The sequence below is a fragment of the Massilia cellulosiltytica genome (assembly GCF_047325105.1).
GTDB classification, from domain to species: Bacteria; Pseudomonadota; Gammaproteobacteria; order Burkholderiales; family Burkholderiaceae_D; genus Telluria; species Telluria orientalis.
In genome coordinates this window covers 1,522,153-1,540,509 of record NZ_CP168562.1, presented here as the reverse complement: position 1 = coordinate 1,540,509, position 18,357 = coordinate 1,522,153, and the positions used below count along the sequence as shown (strand labels likewise).

Sequence of the window (18,357 nt, the reverse complement as noted above, 5' to 3'; positions counted from 1 at the left end):
TCGATGGTCAATCAGCGCCATGCTCGCCGGTTCAAACGAACACCGTTGTTGTCGAACACGGCGTCAGGGCCATCCAAGTTTTTGATCAGACCACACATATAACGCACGAGAAACTTCTGTAGAAAAACTATTACTCAGGGAAATTTATTTCGCGAAACGTTGAACTTTGGCAGTTTCCCCTCGTCAAAGTTACTCCTTCGTTTATTGATGAGTGGCTTTCCCTTGAAAACTTTTTCGTTCGCAAACAACGCATTGACCGCCCCCCTGCTGACTGGTTTTGCGGTCGCAATGATGACTTGTACCGTCGCCTCGGCCGCCGACCTGTATGTGTCGACCGCAGGCCGGGACACCAACACCGGCACGTCGAGCACCGCCCCGCTGCGCACCATCCAGCGCGCCGCCAACCTGGCACGACCCGGTTATACGATCCACGTGGCCCCCGGCACCTACACCGAGACCATCACCTCGACCGTGAACGGGACCTCGTCCGCGCGCATCCGCTTCGTTTCGGACACGAAGTACGGCGCGATCCTGCGTCCGGCCGGCAGCGCCTATACGATGTGGACCGCCCGGGGCGGCTATACCGATATCGACGGTTTCCAGATCAATGGCGCCGGCAGCACCACCGCGCGTGTCGGCATCTATCTGAATGGCGGCAATTCGTCGGTCAAGAACAGCTGGATCCACGACGTTGCGATGGCCTCGGGCTGCGACAACCGCGGCGGCGGCGGCATCGTCGCCGACCAGGGCCGCGGTTCGGCCTACAGCAACTATGACATCATCGGCAACAGGGTGAACAATGTCGGCGGTGGCTGCGGCTGGATCCAGGGCATCTACCACTCGTCGTCGGGCAAGATCATCAACAACGTGGTCAATGGGACCAGCCAGGGCATCAACATGGGTCATGACGACCACAACATCCTGGTCATGAATAACACCCTGTTCGCCAACAGCGGCTACGGCGTGTATTTCGGCGGCTGCAAGGAAGCCTACAACAACGGCTGCCCGACCCGCGGCATCCAGATCCACAACAACATCATCTATGCGAACGGCGGCGGCATCCAGGGTCCGATCGCGTCCGAAGACGTCGGCAACAGCGTCGCCAACAACCTGGTCTATGCGAACCGCACGAACTTCGACCTGGCGAGCCCGAGCAGCGCCACCAGGACCGGGATCATCAGCACCGATCCGCAGTTCGTTACCTACCTCTCCAACGGTGGCGGCAACTACCGCTTGAAGACCACGTCGCCGGCCGTCAACAGGGGCCAGACCACTTCCGCGCCCCAGACCGACTTCGACGGCAAGGCCCGTGGCTATTACATCGACATGGGCGCCTACGAGACGAACGCGAACTAAATCCTGTCGAGGTACCGGCACTGCTCCCAAACACCCTACGAAGCGCAGGCTCGTAGGGTGTTGTCATGTCGGCTTCCGAATTGCGTAAAAACGTCAAAGCCAGTGGAATTCGGAGTGCGCAAATACGGAATATCCCCCTTCTCGCCCTGCCTCTGCAGCACATGAAGTTAATCAAAAATCCCATTACTGACGCGCATAGCGTTAGCAATGGATTTCAGACGGCATGATATCCAATTGCCGGCAATTTATCGCCGGTAAATCTCAAAAGATGAGTCTGTTCGAGACTGCAGATATTTCAAGGAGCGCATGATGAGACATGATCTGGTGGGTAGAAGACATTTTATGCAGCGGTCCGCGATGTTGCTCGGCGCATCGGCAATTCTCCCTAAAACATTTGGCCAAACGACACTAATGGTCCGCCCGGAATGGCAGGCGTTCAAGACCACGCCACGCTATGATTCATTCCTGAGAGCGGTAAAGCTCATGAAAGCGAATACGCAGGCCACCGACCCCAGGAGCTGGTCTTACTGGACGAATATTCACCTGAACCGTTGCCCGCATTCCATTCCGTATTTCTTCGCCTGGCACCGCGGCTATCTCTATTATTTCGAGCGCCAGCTGCGTGCGGTTTGCGGCGATCCGCAATTCATCCTGCCGTATTGGGATTATTATACGAACCCGACATTACCGGCCGAGTTCACGAATCCGAGCACCGACAATCCGCTCTACGTTGCGCGGGTCAACAATAACGTTCGACAAGCCCTGAGCATGGCGCCATTCGATTCGAGCCTCATTAATTTCCCGACGAATAGCGCCAACGCATTCGAGCCCAGTTTCGAATCGGCGCCCCATAATCTGGTCCATAACATCATTGGCGGCGTGATGTCCGATATGCTGTCGCCGACGGACCCGATTTTCTGGCTGCACCATGCCAATGTCGACCGGCTCTGGGTGGCCTGGGTCAGTGCCGGTAACGGACGGAAGATGCCGGCGATCAGCAGCGCTTACTGGTCCGGGTCGCATATCTACACGAGTACGCTGACGTTGCGGCGGTCATACACCTACAGCACGCGGACGACATTGGGATACCGCTACCAGAACGAGAGCTTCCCGACCAGGCTGCCGTTGGCGCGATCCGCGCCCTCGGCCCCGGATCTCGTGCAGGCCGCGCCGAACGAACGCGCGACAACGCAGCCGCCACTCGGCTCATTCAGGATATCGCCGACACGCCAGACGAGCGACCGGACGTTCGCGATCAGCGGCGCGCTCGATATCGGCCTGGATGAGAAGTCAACCGGTGTGCAGTTGCCGGTGAGTTCGGAACACATGCGCGCGCTGGCGCAGATCGGGGTCGGAGGCACCGCCACCGTGCCCGCCAGCCAGCAGCGCTATCGTTCCGTCCAGCTCGTCCTGGATAACGTCATGATCACCGAAGCCGGCAAGCGCGGAGGATATTACTATCGGGTCGACCTGAACCTCCCGCCGAACGCTTCCGGCAAGTCACAGTCAATTCCCATCGGCACCCTCGGCGCTTTCGAGATCAGCGGCGCGGCGCACCATGGCAGTCCTGTCTGGTTGCGTTACCGGATGCGGCGCGCCGTCTTTGCCGGGGTGGCGGCGAGGATCGGCCTGCTGTCCGTCTCCTTTGTACGGGTCGACGGTGAAATGGGTCCGACAGGCCAGGTCATCGGCCTCGGCGAAGTTCGGCTGGAACTCTCGACCGAGGACAACGACGCCTAGTCGGGACGCCGATTGCGAGCGCCGTCGCCGCCTAGCGCGGATAGAGATGGCGCTTGCGCAGCGCGTTGACCGTATTACGCAGGAACTGCACCACACCGTACAGGTTGCGATAGTCCCTGAATGACTTGACCGGCGCCCCCATGATGTTCGCGAACTGCTCCGTCGACAGGCGCAGCTTCTTCGCCACATAGGCCAGGTCTTGCTGCTGCAGCTCTTCCGGGTAGGGCGGCCGCTGCATCTCCGCGAGCGCCTGCGCCCGGCTGATCTGTCCGGCATTGATCAGGTCCGACAGGTGGCCATACCGTTTGTCGATGCCGAATTTGCGAGGAAGGATATAGCCCTGGTAGAAGCGCGTGTAGATCGATTCGTGGTGCTTGCCCCCGTAGCCCTTCCAGCCAAGCTGGCTGCTCAGCAAAGCCATGGCCTCGTCCTTGTCGTAGTCGACGTAGTTGAGGATGGACACGATGCGCGTGCCGCGCAGGATGTTGGCGTAAAACAGGTAGAACAGACTGAAGTGCGGGTAAGTCTTCAGCTTCACACTGCCGAAGCGGCGATGGATGTCGCTGATGAAGCGCCAGTCGGAATGCCCGTACGACCAGTCCGGCACGCTGATTGATTCGGTGGCGAAATTCATCCCCGATATGATGTACTTGATGCCCCGCGATGCCGCCTGTTTCCACAACAAGGCGCCGATCGCATGGTCGGTCGGAATCTCCCCATCCGGCGTCGACGCCTTGAGGAAGGCAAGCTGCAGGTCGCGGAACTCTTCCCAGTCGACGACATGGGTATGCAGGTCGATGCCGAGATTGCGCAGCACCAGCTCGATGTTCCTCGTCGCCAGTTCGGAATTCCAGCCATTGTCGAAGTGTACCGCCAGCGGGCGCAGCCCGTGCTGCTTGACCAGCCAGGCCACGTAGGTACTGTCCACGCCGCCACTGACGCCGACGATACAGTCGTACTCGCGTCCGCGGCCAGCTGCCTTGATGCGCTCGACCAGCGCCCGCAACGCTTCGCGCCCCTGCTCGCCCTGCAGCCGGCGCGCGCTCACCAGCCGGTCGTAGCGCTGGCAGTGACTGCACAGGCCCATGTCATCGAAGCTGATGCTGCGGTCCGCCGCCGTGTTCATGATGCAGCGGGTGCAAACCCGGTAGGCCTGGTCCGGCACGGCCGAATAATTGTAGTGTTCCGTAATCGACGTCATTTGAATACCTTGTCCAGTTCTTCGTACTCGGGATACGTGATCAACACGGCGTTGTGCCTGCCGTGAAAAACGAACATGCTGCCGGCTGCCAGTGCGGACGCGCCGGCTTCGGTGGCTTCGCGGAAATGCCGCACCTCTCCCGCGCCGCCGGCGACCACCACCGGGATCGATACCGCCTCGCTCACCCGCCGTACCAGCTCGAGGTCGTAGCCTTCCCGCGTGCCGTCGCGGTCGATCGCGTTGAGGAGGATTTCGCCGGCGCCGAGCTGTTCCATCGCGCGCGCATACGCGGCCGGTTCGCGCTTCAGGTCGCGCGTGCCGCCGGCCACGCAGACCGTATAAGCGCCCAGCCAGCTGCGGCGTACGTCCATCGACACCACGACCCCGGAGCTGCCTGCCAGCGCGGCCGCTTCCGACACCAGGCGCGGCTGCTCGGCCGCCGCGGTGTTGAGCACGACTTTCTCGACGCCGAGCGCGTACAGCCGTTTCACCTGCCCGATGCTGGTAATGCCGCCGCCGTAGGAAAACGGCATGAAGGCCTCGCTGGCAATGTCTGCCAGCAAATCGAAGTCGGGCGCAGCGCGCGCGCCGGCGCTGCCGATGTCGAGGAACACCACCTCGTCGACTTCCTTCTCGTTGAAGATCCGCACGGCATTGATCGGGTCGCCGACGTAGCGGGCGTTCTTGAACTTGACCGTCTTGACGAGGCCGCCGTTGCGCATCAACAGGCAGGGAATCACGCGTGGGTGCAACATCACAGCTCCGCGAAGTTGTGCAGCAGCGCCATGCCGAAGCGATGGCTCTTTTCAGGATGAAACTGCACTCCGTACACATTGTCGTGCTGGAGCACCGCGACGAACTCGCCGCCGTAGTCGGCGGTGGCCAGCACGTCGCCGGGATCCGCGCAGACCAGGTGGTACGAGTGGCAGAAATAAAATCGTGAGCGGGCCCCCAGCTCGCGCAGCAATGGGCCGTCGCGGCGCGGCGCCAACAGGTTCCAGCCCATGTGCGGGACCTTGTTCCTGCTGTCCGGCGCAAACCGGAAGCGGCGCACCTCGGCATCGATCAGGCCCAGGCCCTCCATGCCGCCCTCTTCGCTGCGCCGGCCCAGCATTTGCATGCCGAGGCACACGCCGAGCAAGGGGACTTTGTCCTGGAGTACCCGCTTGCGCAGTGCTTCGGCCAGCCCACGCTCCCGCAGGGCGCAGATGCCATTGTCGAAGGCGCCCACGCCGGGCAGGACGAGCTTCCCGGCCCGCTCCAGCGCCGCGACGGTCGATACCAGCTCCGCCTCGGCACCGACCTTGCGCAGCATGTTGAGCATCGACCCGAGATTGCAGACGCCGTAGTCAATGACAGAGATCATGCTGCACCTCCCCCTGGTGGCCCTGGCCGTACGTGCGCGAACGCATGCCCAGCGCATTCAGATAGACGATCTCGAGCTTCGCCTCTTGCCCTTCCCAGCAATATTCGTCGGCGGTCCGCACCAGCGCATCCTGCAGGACGCGCTGGTCGCGCGTCAGCAGGCGCAGCGCGCCGGCGCGGATCGCCGCCGCCGAGGCGTCGCTCGTCACTTCGCCGATCCCGTGCCTGCGCACGAACTCGCTCTGCTCGCGGGTCGGCGAAACCAGCACCGGCTTGCGCGCCATCACGTACTCGAACAGCTTGTTCGGCATGCAGTACTCGTAGCTGAGCGACGTGGCCTCGATCACCGACAGGCCGAAATCGGCCGCCGCGGTGTAATCGAGCAGGCGCTCCGGCGCGACCGCCGGGTGGTAATGGATGCCCCCATGGCGTGTCGCTTCCCCGGCAATCCAGTCCGCCAGCGGGCCGTACCCCATCACGACCAGCGCCGCGCGCCCGGCCAGGCCGGCAAACGCTTCGACCAAGTTGCGTATTCCACGGCCCTCGCCGATGAAGCCCTGGTAGAGGAAAATCGGCATGCCGGCATCGATCGAATACGCCTTGCGGAAATAATCGGCCGGGTTCACGCTGCGGCGCGGCGGGCAGTTGTAGAGGACCGTGACGTTGCGTAAAGCGTACTTGCGCACATACCATTGTTCGATCGCATGCCCGACGAAGATGCAATGGTCGGCGTGCCGGATCAGGGCGCGTTCGGCCCACCGCGTAAGACACTTGCGCACGCCGCCGAGGCCATTGGTCTCCGTCTCCAGTTCGTGGGCGTCATACACCAACCTGGCGCCGGTGGCGCGCTTCAGCAGGACGCCGAGCGGCAATGTGGCGATACTGTGGCAGTTGATGCACCCGAGTTTGTCGTCGCGATAGCGCTGGTAGACCGCGCGGGTCCAGTCGCCGGTGCGCCTCAGCTTGCCGATCAGGCGGTCGCCGCTGCGCTGTCCGATGCGCACGATCCGGATATTGTCCTGTAGATCCTCGATCGCCGGCAGGCCTTCCCGCCCCACGCCGACCAGGTCGATGCGGTCGAACAGCGCCAGGCGGGACAGCGAACAGGCCTCGCGCAGGATCCGGCTCTCGTTCAGGAACGGCGACGGATACAGGTGAATGTTGATCAAGGTCTCTCCCCTTCTACGTTATCGCCGGCTTCCCGGCGGCCGCTTGGTGTTTCGATAGTTCGCGTAAGCCCCCATGGCGGCGCCGGTGAACATGTCGTCGAACGTCTTGGCGGTCACCAGCAGGAGCAACGAGATGCAGATCAGTGACCATGCCAGCAGGAACTGGCCTGACCTGGGCCGTGCCAGCCAACCGCGGGAGCACAGCACGACCGTGGTGCGTCCCAGCATGAACAGCATGTAGACAAAGCCGAACAAGCCGAGGTCGACCCAGGCCGACAGGATGTTGTGCGAATACCCGCCCGGCGGATAACTGGCGTATGCGCCCAGTACCGGGTTATCCGCAATCGTGCGCAGCGCGTGTTCGGTGAGCTCGTGCCTGGCGCTCGCAGACGACGACTGGGAGAGGTTGAATAATTCCCATACCCGGCTTTCAGGAAAATGCGTCGCCAGGAACTTCGGATCGATGCTCGCCAGGCCGGACACGAGCAGCACCAGGTACAGGAAAGGAAGCCAGTGCTTCGCGCGATACAGTTCGATCATCGGAAACAGGGACAGCGCCGCCACCAGCTCGCTGCGCGCACCGTTCAGGAACAGCGCCGCGGCAGCGATGGCATACAGGACCAGCCGAGCCGCCAGTACGCGCGTGAAGCAGATGACCGTCACGAAGGTGACGACGTAGGAGCGGGCGAGCTCCTGGTAGGTCGCGACACTGTCCGGGCTCGTCGGATCGCCGAACTGCCCGGGCTGGAAACTGCCGTCCCGCGAAAAGAAGAATACGGTCGCCGACATCAGCAGGAGCGAGGCCAGCGTCGTCGCGATCGTCTTGCGCTCTGAAAAGTCGCTGTGTTTGAAGATCAGGTAGATGTTGATGAAATAGAGGATCGACAACAAGTGCGTCTTCACGATCGTGGGATCGGCGCCGAAGGCCGCGTTGATCGCCACGACCAGGAAAAAATAGAACAGGAAAAAGCCGAACTGCAGATCGGTCGACGCGATACGGTAGCCGGACGCCCTGATTGCCAGGTAATACATGCAGGCGAGCGGCGGCAACAACCCGATGGAGACGACCGAAAAATACCCGCCCACGAAGGCCCCCATCACCCCCATGCCGATCAGCGTCTGGTAGAAAAAAAAGCCAGGGAACAGCAGCAGGAACGCCAGCCGCGCCGGACCTGCCTTGCCGGGCGTGCTGGCGATGCTGGCCGAGGGCGCATAGGTGGCGGACATGCTCGGCTCGCCTATTGGATGAGGTCGCAATACATCGCCCGGTCGTCTTCGCCCGCGAACGACGAGTTATGCCAGAGCAGCGTGAAGTCGCCATCGAAACGGACGCATCTCTGTTTGTAGCGTCGCATCGCGGCCAGCGCCCGGTCGCCATGGCCCAGTCCCATGTTGGGGTCGTCGATCACCGCGTTTTCCATGACGACCAGCGGCCGTTGCTTCAAAGTGAGCGGCCGGCGCCCGACCAGGTCGTACATCGTGTATTCGTGACAGGTTCCCGTGCGAAACCCGGCGATCGTCGGGTAAGACAGGGTGCTGTCGTAAGTCAGATCGTTCGCTGCCCACAACTGCGGCGTGGTCCGCACGTCCCAGCGCAGGTAGTGCTGGCGTCCGCCCAGTTCGTCCTGGCGGATGCCTTCCTCGTCGATGGCGCGCCGCAGGGCCGCGGCCGAGCGCGCAAACGCGTCAGGATGCCGGTAGGTGCGATAGCCGGGGTGAATGCCGACCAGGTGGCCCCGCGCGTGCACGGTGCGCAGCAGCGCGCGCATGCATCCATCGTCGATGCCCGGCGCACGGTCCATGGCGCCGTCGGTCCGTTCGGGGATGAAGTTGAACGTGACCTGGTTGCCGGCCTTCTCGTTCACATCCATCATCCACGACAACGCTTGCCAGTAAGGGTCCCGTGCCTGGTTCCCGCGCCTGACTGCCCAGTAGTTGCCGGCGGAGGCGCATAACGCACTCAGCGAGCGCTCCCGTACCGCGCGCCCCACCAGCCGCTTGCCGAGACGCCCGATCGATGCGCACGCCGGATCGAACGGCAGGTCGACGTCGCAGCTGATCAGCATGCGCGCGGCGCGTTGCTTCCGCGCGAGCGTGGGCCACAGCCTGTGCATGGCCGCCCACAGGATCTCGACGTACTCGTCCACGATCGGGCGGTCGAGAAAACCCTGGCGCACGGCCAGCGACTCGCTGGCGGGGAAACGCTCATGTCCGTCGCGCGCGGGACTCACCGATTCCTCGTAGCGCGCGAGCATGAAGAATGCCGATCCGAAGACATCGAGCGACAGCGCGGCATTGCCGCCGGTGTCGATCGTGAACCCGGGAGCGCCGAACAGCACCGGGACGCCGGCCTCGCACAGGCGCGCATCGAGACCGCTGCGGGCGACGATCCATTGTTGCGGCGTTGCATCCGGGCGCGCGGCCCCGGCAAAGAAGACGTCCGGCAAACGCAGCGTCCGGCCAGCCGCGCTGATGCGCACCGTGTCCCCGTGGTCGAACGCGAGCTCGACATCGAGCCCCAGGAATTCGCCGAGCAGGACGTCGCAGATCCAGCTGCGCTCAGGACGCTGGCTTGCCGGCAGTGAGATACGCAGCATCAGTGTTTCCCGGTGAGTGACAACAGGCCTTGGCGCAGGGTCAGCAGCCGCGACGGGGTTTTGCTGATGTGAAAATACGGGACATGGTTACCGCCGAAGCCACGCAGGTAGGCTTCGAAAGGCTCCATCATCGAACCGGAGAAGTTGTATGCGCGCGTCACGCCGGCGGCGTGGAGGAGCGACTCCCATACGCAAAGACTGTTGGCCTGGCTTTCGCGGTAGGCGGGGTCCGTGCCCGAGATCAGGCCGTAGGCGCTGTGTTCGTCCCAGACGACGTAGCAGGCCGCATGCGGGGCACCGTCGGGATCGATCGCGCAGAACACCCTGCTGCAGCCGCGCTCCCGGCAGGCGGCGTCGAGGCGCCGGACGAAGTCGTCGGGATACGGTGGAGGCAGGCCCTGGCGCGCAAACGTCTTGCGGTTCAGGTCGAGAAGCATGTCGAGGGGGACGTCGCTGCGGACCTGCAGTCGGTGTTGCTTCTGGGCCTTGGTGATGGCGCGGCGGGTCTTGCCTTCGAACCCGGCCCACAATTTGTCCATGTCCGTCAACTCGGGCAGAACGAAGGTGTAGTACGTGGTTTGCCGGAAGCCGTTCCAGAAGAAAGGCTGCCAGTTCCTGACGCCGGGATGCCAGGTCTGCGCGAAGTGATCGAAACGGGGCAGTTGATCGATCAGCGCCTGCATGACGTCCTTGTCGTTGCTCAGCTGCGCCGCCTGCCTGCCCCCAGTCGGCCGCAGCCAGGGGCCGAGCATGGGCGTCAGGGCGGGCTGCGTGACGATCCGCATGCCGTAGCGGCTGCGGATCACATACGGCATCGCCGCGAGCACTTCGTTGCCTTTCTTGACGAGCGCGACATCCCAGCCGTTCCGACCTACCGCAGCATCCAGCCACCAGTCGCGCGAAAACAGGGGCAGCGAAGGTTCCTGGGCGCAGAACCGGCGGTACGTCTCCTTCGGCGAGGCAATGTCGCTCGTGGCCTGTGCAGGCGCCTTGGGCGGGATGGTCGTCATCGGGCTGGCTTTCGGTGAATGAGGCGTTCCTGGTGTCCGCCGGCGAGCGCCGAGAGCAGACCGCGGCGCAGGCGCAGCAGACGCGAAGGGGTCTTGGTGATGGTGAATACCGGCGTCTGCTCCGTCCCGAAGCTGCGGACATAGGGTTCGATCGACGGGTTCATGTTCCCGAGAAAATCGTATTTCGGGGCAACCGTGGCACTGAACTTGATGGCTTCCCATTGGCAGACACTGGGCGCCTGGGTATGGTGCATGTCGGGGTCGGACCCCTTCAACAACGCGTACGCACAATTGTTGTCCCAGACCGTATAGGTCGCGGCGCAATGCCGGCCAGCCTCGTCGACAACGATGTGGAGCTTGCGCCGCTTGTGTTCGACACACGCGGCGTCCAGGCGGCGCAGGCAATCGTCGGTGAACGCCTGCGCGACGCCGCGGCTTCCGATCGTCATCCTGTGCAGGGCCAGGAACGCGTCGAGCGGCAGGTCGTCGCACACCCGCAGATTGTGCCGCTCGACGGCTGTCCTGCAATGTTTGCGGCGGGTGGGGTCGAACCTGCTCCAGACGCCATCGAGGTCGTCCAGCCCGGGAATGACGTAGGTGTATTCAGTCGACTGGCTGAAGCCGTTCCAGTAAAACGGCAGCCAGTTCGACAAATCCTTGTTCCAGGCCTGGCTGAAATGGTCGAACCAGGGCAGTTGCTCGATCAGCGACTGCATGATTTTTTGCTGGTTGCTCAGTCTGGTGGTGGGGGCGCCCTGGTCGCCACGTATCCACGGCCCGAGTACAGGTGTCAAGGGCGGCTGCTGGATCACCTTCATGCCATAGCGCCGGGTCATGCAGAACGGCATAGCACCGACGATCCGCCCATTCGCCTTCGCGAGCGCGACGTCCCAGCCGTCCGGCCCGGCGACCGCGTCGAGCCACCAGGCATTCGAAAAAATCGGGATCGACGGCTCGGCTGCGCACAGGTGTCGATACTCGGCTTTGTTCAGCAGCGTAGCGGACCGGTGTTCCGTATTCTCGCCTTCTGTCCCGTTCAACTCTTGAATGACTGCATCCATTGCCTTGCCCCCGTCATCAAACAACGATTGAAACTGCGGAGCCGATCAAGGCATTCGGCTGCCGGACTTCCGCCAGTCGCCATCGCAGGCAAATTTATATGAAGCAAAAAGATTCGCGAGATCAAATACGCTGTAGATAATCACGAAGCCGACGATGTACATGTTCGCGTCCAGGTGAATGACATAATGTGTTGCCGCCACGATCGTCAGGCAGAGCAACATACCCACCTGCCACACAAATTCGAATCGATTCTTCTGCGCGATTATCGCAACCAGGCTCAAAGGGTTACTGATGAAGCGCAGGTAAAACATCGGGCACATCAGCCGGGCATATTCCCCCGCGACACGCCACTTTTCACCGAATACCAGCGCAAACAGCGAGGGCGCGAAAAACAGCAGGAGCAGGAATGGCGGTGTCGCGATCGCCACCAGTTTTTTGAGTGTCGAAATAAATATCTCTCTGCAACGTTGCCCTGCGAGGAAAGCCTCGCTGATTTCCTGCCTGAAAACATCCCCGATCGAACCCGATACCAGCGACAGCGGCATGCCGACCGCCCGCTCGGCCAGCATGAAATATCCGGACGCCGCCAGACCGAACGCGGCATTGATGAATATCGTGGGCAGCTGGACCGACACCGCACCCAGCGTATGGGCCGGGGCCAGGTATTGCGGACAGCTTCGATAACGCTTCGCCAGCGCCAGCATCTTGCGTTTGTCGACGCCGCGCCAGAATCGCGGACAATGGCGGCGCACCATGCTCGCCATCATGCCCGCCGCCAGGGCCTGGCCAGACACGCTTCCGATCACCAGTCCGCCGGCGCCGGCGTGGAGCAGCCCGAGGCCGAGCTGCACGGCCGAGGTTCCGCCGCTATGAAGCACTTGCCGATGCGCCATCAAAAAATACAGCTTGTGGCGATTGCACCAATATTTTAGAGTCGAGTAAATGCCATTCAGAAAAACCGCCAGGGGAACGACATACAGCCATGCCGACATCGATTCGTTTTCCAGCGCTGTCGATATCGGTTCGTGCAACAGGCAGGCGACCGCAAACAGGCTGACGCCGACGATCAGGCTGATCGTGATCGACAATGCCGCAATATTGGTGGCATCGACATCCTTGCGCGGCAGCATGATCGCGAATTCATAACGGCCCGTGGCCAGCACGGACAAGCTTGATACGACCGAAACAAAGAGTGCGAGTACGCCGAATTGCTCCGGCGGATAAAGGCGTGACAGGATCGGTGTGACCGCAAGTGGAATAAGCTGCGCGAGCCCCGTCCCGGTCACCAGGGTGACAACATTGCGGTTGAATTCGCCCCGGAAAAACACTCTGACGCTATTTAACATGTACGTGTTCGCTTGAATTACCAAACGGCACTAAAAGAGGCGTTGCATTACGCAGTAACAACTAAATGTTACGTGGCCCGGAATGACACGAAATGAGATACTCCTATACGGGCCGAATTAGCCTTTTGACACCACGCAAGCCGTCGGGCCGCCGCTCCATGGGATGAGCTGGGCAAATAAACTAGAGCAATTGCTCCGTGCTGTAGGCAATAAAATGCCCGCAACTTCGCGGGCATTTGTTTTCGTGTCGGGCAGATATTCTCCCGCCGCATCAGCGGCACGGCCATCATGTCAGTGTGATCGTAAGCGCGCCTACGATGTCTTCACGAACGCGATGCAGGAGATGATATACGGCGGGTCCCGCGTCGGAGACGAGCGGGCGGGTTGCAACAGTTTTCGTGCGCCGTGCTCGTCGAAGGGTCGGGCCGCAGGGTCGAGTGAGGCATGTCGAACGGCGTTGCGTGCCGGGGACGGGCGGCGCCCGCCGTTTGAAAGCATCGTTCCTATCGCTCCACGTTCCGGTCGGTCCGCAGGCACAGGAGGACCGCGGCAAGGCGCCGCGGCGACATGCCGGCCCTCACATCAAGCCGCTTCCTCGACGGCCTTGCGCCGCCGCACCCCCGCCATCCCCGCCAGGCCGAGCCCCAGCAGCGCCAGGCTCACGGGTTCCGGAATGTCCGACTCCGCGCGCCCCGTGAAACCGGCGCCGTCGACGAGGAACGTGCCGGCCAGGCGCAGGTCGTACGTGCCGCTCGTGATCCAGCCCGCACCTTTCGCCAGTTCGCTCGCCAGGTTCAGGCTCAGCGCGTCGATCGGCGTGAAGAGGTCGCCGGCGAAGAAGCCGAGGTCGGTGAAGGCGATAGAGCCCGCAAGGTCCGGGAACACGACGAACGAGAACCATGCCGGCTCGGGCGGTGTGTTGAACAGGAAGTCGAACTCGAACGTCTCGCCGGCCAGGGCGCCGGGTGCCGAGATGCCGAAATCCCAGGTCTGGGTCGTGGTCGGGCCGAACTCGGGCACGACGAAGAACATGTCGCTGTACGTCGGCGTGGCGGAGGCGTTGAAGACGGCGCAGGTCGCGAGGACGAGGCCGAACAGCATGTGCTTGATGGATTTCATTTGTTTGTTCCTGAAGGGTTCACAGAGTCACGCCGAATGCGCGCGCGAGGTTCGTCACGTCGAGCGAGCCGAGGCCCGTCGCCGGATTGAACGTGTTCGTGCTCTTGTAGTAAAGATTGGTGCCGGCCGTGATCGCGCGGAACGGCGACCTGGCGCCATAGCCGTAGGTCTTGAAGGCGCCGTACAGCTGCGGATGCAGCAGGCCCAGGCGGTCGTTCCTGCCGGCCGCGATCAGGGTGAAGATGCCGTTCAGCTGCGGCGCGACGAAGCTGGTGCCGCCGCTGCCCGAACCCCATTGCCCTTCGAAGTACACGAGGTAGCCGCTGTACGGGTCGGCGTTGAGCGACACGTCCGGCAGGTTACGGCCCGGGACGGCAGGCGGCAGGTCGATCAGCCATTCGTAGCCCGTGCCCGGATCGCCCAGCACGGACGCCTTGCAGTACAGGCTCTGCGCCGCCGAGGTCGACGCGACGCCGGCCAGGTTGTTCTGGTACGACGGCCGGCCGAAGTCGACGCTCACGCCGCCACCGCCGCCCACCGGGAAGTAATCCGTGTAATACGTGGTCTGGCCGTAGTATTGCGTGATGTAGTTGCGCAGGTAGTCCCACGCCCAGGCGCGCTCGGTCGGGATCGTGATGTTGCCGTACTTGTGCACCTGCGTGTGCGGCAGGGTCGTGCCGCCGGCGGCCAGCACGGCCGTGTCGGACGCCGGGTGATCGGTCGTCAGCAGCGTCGTGCAGGCGGGATACGGCAGCGCGCTGTTGATGTCGAAGGCGCCGGCGTCGCCCGACGCGGCGATCACGGGGATGCCCTGCAGCGCGGCCTGGACGAACACCGCGTGGAACGCGGCCAGGTCCGCCGGGTCATTGAATACCTCTGCGGCGCCCCAGCTCACGGACAGCGTATCGACGATGTTCTCGTCGACGGCCGTGGCGAACATGTCAAGGAAGCCATTGCCCTGGTTCGGCGCCAGGTAGACGCGGATGTTCGCGCCCGGCGCCACGCCGCCCGATTGTTCGATGTCGAGGGTGGTCTCGCCGGCGCCGTCGCTGCCCGGACCGTCATCCGGCAGCGGGCCGCCGTCGACCGGCACGTCGGTGATGCGGTTCGGCGCCACGTTCAACCCCAGCGCATTCCAGTAGCCGTACGCATCGGACTGGCGGTAGCCGGCCAGCGTGGCGATGCCGATGGTCTTGCCGGCGCCCGTCACGCCGGCCGCGTACAGCGGCGTCACGTTGTATTTGGCGGCCAGGTCCCGTACCGTGTACTCGCCCGGCACGGAGGCGGCCGCGGCGTTCGCGGTCGGAATGCGGCTCGGCACGAGCTTCGACTCGCCGGTCGCCACGCCCGAGGCCGGCTGGCGCACGATATTGCTGTGGAAGAGCGGACGGCCGTTCAAGCCGTGCACGGCCTTGACGATGCCGGACAGGTTGGCCGGCACGGCGGTCGCGCCCGCCGGCGCCTCGTACTTGCGGCCCAGCGACTGGTAGGCATGGATCGGGCTGCCGAACACGGCCGCGAGTTGCGCATTCGTGCCCTTCGCGGAAATCAGCAGGTTGTTCGCATAGACCTTCGTGACCGTGAGGCCCTGGGACTGCAGGAAGTTCACCACCTGGGCGATGGACGTGGCGTCCTGGCCGTACAGGCTGCCGACCTGCGCCGGCGTCAGGAACTTGCGGTAGTTCGGGCTGGACGGGTCGACGATGGACGCCGCGTGCGCGTCCATCGCGGCGGCATTTTTCACCGCCAGCGACAGCGTGACCTGGCGCACTTCCGACTGGGGCGCGAGGCCCAGGTCGACGATGCGCGCATCGCGGTCGAGGTGGAACTGGGTGGAGGTCGTGGCGCCGTACGCCAGCGACGTGGTCAGCACGCCGATGGCTACAGCAATGGCGGTAAGCGTTCTCAAAGCGGACTCCCTGTCGATTGTTGAAGATCCCGCCGGGTACCGGCAGGCTCATCCGCAGTCAAGCAAGGGGTATGCCATTAACTGTAACCAAGAGTTATTTCTTCAATTAATCAAACGCTTGTTTCATTTTTGCCGGATTTTTTGTTTCAGAATGATTGTATTTATGTAAATTTCTCCGACACATATGTATTTGTCTGTCGTCAAACCGCCGGCCGCACGACGTCCTCGGTCCGGTAGCGGGCCACGAACGCGGCCAGGTCTTTCGAGTGATAGCCTCGCGCGAGCGCATCGAGGTGGTCGGCGAACGGCGCATAGGACGGGTCGAGCGTCCGCAGGTAGCCGGCCTGTTCGCGGATCTTGCGCATGTTTCCGATCCGCACCAGCTGCCACAGCACCTCGATCTCTTCGGTGGGCGGGACGACCAGCGCGGCCTCTTCCTCCTCCGGCGGCGCGTCCGGCGCAGCCGGGCCGGTGATCCACGCCAGGCCCAGCTGTATGCCGATGGCGCGCAGCAGGACGTCGTGTTCGACCGGCTTGGGCACGAAGGCGTCGGCGCCCGCTTCCCGGCACCGCGCTTCGTCCTCGGGACTCGCGCCGGCCGTCACGGCGATGACGGGCACCCGGCGCCACGCCGGCATCTGGCGGATCCGCCGCGTCGTCTCGTTGCCGTCGATCACAGGCATCATGACGTCCATCACGATCAGGTCGGGCTTGAAGCTGTCGAGCAGGGCGAGGCATTCGAGGCCGTTCTCGGCCGCGGCCACGACGAAGCCCACGGCCTGCAGCAGGTCGACGAGCATCGCGCGGTTCTGCGGGACGTCGTCGACGATCAGCAAGCGCTTGCGCTCGCCTTCATAGCCGACGATCGTACGCTGCGACGGCGCGCTGGCCGGGCTGCCGGTGGCGACCGGCGCGGCGAATTCGAACCAGAACGTGCTGCCCTCGTCCGGTTCGCTGGCGACGCCGATGGTGCCGCCCATCAGGCGCACCAGTTGCTGGCTGATGGCCAGGCCCAGCCCCGTGCCGCCGGCGCGCCGCGGCACGTCGGCCACCTGTTCGAACGGGCGAAACAGGCGGCCGAGCTGGTGCGCGCTCATGCCGATGCCGGTGTCGGCCACCTCGAAGCGCAGCCGTACGCAGGCGTCGTCCCCGCTTGCCGCCGGCACGCGCGCCACCCGCAGCGAGACGGTCCCGCGATCGGTGAATTTCACCGCGTTGCCGAGCAGGTTGAGCAGCACCTGGCGCAGGCGCGTCTCGTCGATCGTCACGGCGGCCGGCACGTCGGGTGCGAGTGCGTACTCGAACGCCAGGCCCTTCTCCTCGGCCTTCACGCGCATGATGTCGACGACCACCTGCAGGAAGGTGCCGAGGTGGACCGCGGCCGGATACAGCACCATCCTGCCGGCCTCGACCCGTGCCAGGTCCAGGATGTCGTTGATGAGGGTGAGCAGGTGCTGGCCGCTCTCGTGGATAGTGGCGAGGCCCGCGGCCTGGCGGTCGTTCAGCAGGTGCCGGTCACGCTTGAGCAATTGCGCATAGCCGATGATGGCGTTGAGCGGGGTGCGCAATTCATGGCTCATCTGCGCGAGAAAATTGCTGCGCTGGCGCGCGAGGCCGACGGCCTCGGCCAGCGCCGCCTCGCGCGCCGCTTCGGCCGCCTTGCGTTCGCGGTCGACGGCGGCCAGGTGTTCCAGGCGCGACTTCGTGGCGGACAGGCTGTCCCGGAAATGCAGCAGGCCGAGCGTCAGGCCGAGGATGCCGCAGGCGATCCAGGCGAACACCAGGCCCATGAGCAGCGCGGTCTTCGAGATCCACTTGCCGTGGAAGCGGATCGAGCGCACCTCGAGCGTGATGGTCTGCCCCTGCGGGACGGCGCCCGTCGACAATTCGACGGCCGTCACGCGGTCGAGCCGGGGGTAGCTCTTGGACAGCGGGATCTTGTGCGTGCTGCGCCACCAGTCGGCGGTGCGCAGGACGTTCATCGGAATGGTGAACGGGGTGGCCTGCCGCGACAAGTCGATTTCCGCTTCGTTGAAGCGCTGCGAATTCCAGTCGCCGAGGGTGGAGAACTCCGACTCGAAATTCATCAGGTGCAGCTTGATGATACGCGGCGGCCGCCCCGTGTAGCGCAGGTCGAAATCGATCGAGTCGAACCCGGACAGGTCGATCCCCTTGCCCGGCCGGCCCAGCAGGAACTGCAACTTGCAGAAGCCGTAAGTCGCGACCGTGCCCAGCGCGCACCGCATGACGATCGCATCGGGGGTGCGCTCCAGGATGCCCACCGAGTTGCCCCCCAGCTCGGGCCGGTCGTCCGCGACCCGGGCGCCGTGCGGCTGGCCGGGCGAGATCTCGATGGTCCTGACCATCCCGTAGTGCTGCCAGACCAGCAGCGCCGGCGTCGCCAGCAGCAACAGGATGATCAGGCAATAGCTGATCCTCGTCGGGCGGGAGAGCGACTGGTTCATTGGGGACCCACGGTTCCT

Annotated in this window: 14 protein-coding genes; 2 read left to right on the top strand and 12 right to left on the bottom strand. The window is 63.6% G+C overall.

Annotation, left to right across the window (positions count from 1 at the left end):
- Nucleotides 1-288: 288 nt before the first annotated feature.
- Nucleotides 289-1,356 carry a choice-of-anchor Q domain-containing protein gene (locus ACEN9H_RS06765; protein WP_413674201.1) on the top strand — a complete coding sequence of 356 codons (1,068 nt, stop codon included), beginning with the start codon at nt 289-291 and terminating at the stop codon, nt 1,354-1,356.
- A 342-nt stretch (nt 1,357-1,698) separates the two neighbouring features.
- On the top strand, nt 1,699-3,096 hold the full coding sequence (locus ACEN9H_RS06760) for a tyrosinase family protein (RefSeq protein ID WP_413674200.1): 1,398 nt from the start codon (nt 1,699-1,701) through the stop codon (nt 3,094-3,096).
- 31 nt (nt 3,097-3,127) lie between these two features.
- Here the strand turns inward: ACEN9H_RS06760 and ACEN9H_RS06755 are convergent, their stop codons facing one another.
- The 12 genes from ACEN9H_RS06755 to ACEN9H_RS06700 form a co-directional block, all read right to left on the bottom strand.
- Complete coding sequence (locus ACEN9H_RS06755; RefSeq protein WP_413674199.1) at nt 3,128-4,297, bottom strand: N-acetyl sugar amidotransferase; 1,170 nt, start codon at nt 4,295-4,297, stop codon at nt 3,128-3,130.
- Entirely contained in the window at nt 4,294-5,052 is a 759-nt protein-coding gene (locus ACEN9H_RS06750; protein WP_413674198.1) for an AglZ/HisF2 family acetamidino modification protein, read from the bottom strand. The genes ACEN9H_RS06755 and ACEN9H_RS06750 overlap by 4 nt, the downstream gene beginning before the upstream one ends.
- Nucleotides 5,052-5,663, bottom strand: coding sequence for an imidazole glycerol phosphate synthase subunit HisH (gene hisH, locus ACEN9H_RS06745; RefSeq protein WP_413674197.1), 612 nt, complete (start codon nt 5,661-5,663; stop codon nt 5,052-5,054). The genes ACEN9H_RS06750 and hisH overlap by 1 nt, the downstream gene beginning before the upstream one ends.
- On the bottom strand, nt 5,647-6,831 hold the full coding sequence (locus ACEN9H_RS06740; RefSeq protein WP_413674196.1) for a glycosyltransferase: 1,185 nt from the start codon (nt 6,829-6,831) through the stop codon (nt 5,647-5,649). Before ACEN9H_RS06740 ends, hisH begins: the two co-directional genes overlap by 17 nt.
- A gap of 18 nt (nt 6,832-6,849) precedes the next feature.
- Entirely contained in the window at nt 6,850-8,058 is a 1,209-nt protein-coding gene (locus ACEN9H_RS06735) for an O-antigen ligase family protein (RefSeq protein WP_413674195.1), read from the bottom strand.
- An 11-nt stretch (nt 8,059-8,069) separates the two neighbouring features.
- Nucleotides 8,070-9,428: a polysaccharide deacetylase family protein gene (locus tag ACEN9H_RS06730; protein ID WP_413674194.1), complete on the bottom strand. Its 1,359-nt coding sequence runs from the start codon at nt 9,426-9,428 to the stop codon at nt 8,070-8,072.
- Nucleotides 9,428-10,438 (bottom strand): GNAT family N-acetyltransferase, encoded by a 1,011-nt coding sequence (locus tag ACEN9H_RS06725; protein WP_413674193.1) that lies wholly within the window; start codon nt 10,436-10,438, stop codon nt 9,428-9,430. The genes ACEN9H_RS06730 and ACEN9H_RS06725 overlap by 1 nt, the downstream gene beginning before the upstream one ends.
- On the bottom strand, nt 10,435-11,499 hold the full coding sequence (locus ACEN9H_RS06720) for a GNAT family N-acetyltransferase (protein WP_413674192.1): 1,065 nt from the start codon (nt 11,497-11,499) through the stop codon (nt 10,435-10,437). Before ACEN9H_RS06720 ends, ACEN9H_RS06725 begins: the two co-directional genes overlap by 4 nt.
- A 45-nt stretch (nt 11,500-11,544) precedes the next feature.
- Entirely contained in the window at nt 11,545-12,846 is a 1,302-nt protein-coding gene (locus ACEN9H_RS06715; RefSeq protein WP_413674191.1) for a lipopolysaccharide biosynthesis protein, read from the bottom strand.
- Nucleotides 12,847-13,428: 582 nt separating this feature from the next.
- A complete protein-coding gene (locus ACEN9H_RS06710; RefSeq protein ID WP_413674190.1) occupies nt 13,429-13,965 on the bottom strand; it encodes a PEP-CTERM sorting domain-containing protein in 537 nt (178 codons plus the stop codon).
- 19 nt (nt 13,966-13,984) lie between these two features.
- Complete coding sequence (locus ACEN9H_RS06705; RefSeq protein ID WP_413674189.1) at nt 13,985-15,874, bottom strand: protease pro-enzyme activation domain-containing protein; 1,890 nt, start codon at nt 15,872-15,874, stop codon at nt 13,985-13,987.
- A 200-nt stretch (nt 15,875-16,074) separates the two neighbouring features.
- Nucleotides 16,075-18,339: an ATP-binding protein gene (locus ACEN9H_RS06700; RefSeq protein ID WP_413674188.1), complete on the bottom strand. Its 2,265-nt coding sequence runs from the start codon at nt 18,337-18,339 to the stop codon at nt 16,075-16,077.
- Nucleotides 18,340-18,357 lie beyond the last annotated feature (18 nt).

Excerpts from the sequence above, each read along its gene's own strand:
- ACEN9H_RS06710 (WP_413674190.1), bottom strand. The coding sequence starts at position 13,965 with ATGAAATCCATCAAGCACATGCTGTTCGGCCTCGTCCTCGCGACCTGC.
- ACEN9H_RS06750 (WP_413674198.1), bottom strand. The coding sequence starts at position 5,052 with ATGTTGCACCCACGCGTGATTCCCTGCCTGTTGATGCGCAACGGCGGC.
- ACEN9H_RS06755 (WP_413674199.1), bottom strand. The coding sequence starts at position 4,297 with ATGACGTCGATTACGGAACACTACAATTATTCGGCCGTGCCGGACCAG.
- ACEN9H_RS06700 (WP_413674188.1), bottom strand. The coding sequence starts at position 18,339 with ATGAACCAGTCGCTCTCCCGCCCGACGAGGATCAGCTATTGCCTGATC.
- ACEN9H_RS06715 (WP_413674191.1), bottom strand. The coding sequence starts at position 12,846 with ATGTTAAATAGCGTCAGAGTGTTTTTCCGGGGCGAATTCAACCGCAAT.
- ACEN9H_RS06730 (WP_413674194.1), bottom strand. The coding sequence starts at position 9,428 with ATGCTGCGTATCTCACTGCCGGCAAGCCAGCGTCCTGAGCGCAGCTGG.
- ACEN9H_RS06760 (WP_413674200.1), top strand. The coding sequence starts at position 1,699 with ATGCAGCGGTCCGCGATGTTGCTCGGCGCATCGGCAATTCTCCCTAAA.
- ACEN9H_RS06720 (WP_413674192.1), bottom strand. The coding sequence starts at position 11,499 with ATGGATGCAGTCATTCAAGAGTTGAACGGGACAGAAGGCGAGAATACG.
- ACEN9H_RS06725 (WP_413674193.1), bottom strand. The coding sequence starts at position 10,438 with ATGACGACCATCCCGCCCAAGGCGCCTGCACAGGCCACGAGCGACATT.
- hisH (WP_413674197.1), bottom strand. The coding sequence starts at position 5,663 with ATGATCTCTGTCATTGACTACGGCGTCTGCAATCTCGGGTCGATGCTC.
- ACEN9H_RS06765 (WP_413674201.1), top strand. The coding sequence starts at position 289 with ATGATGACTTGTACCGTCGCCTCGGCCGCCGACCTGTATGTGTCGACC.
- ACEN9H_RS06735 (WP_413674195.1), bottom strand. The coding sequence starts at position 8,058 with ATGTCCGCCACCTATGCGCCCTCGGCCAGCATCGCCAGCACGCCCGGC.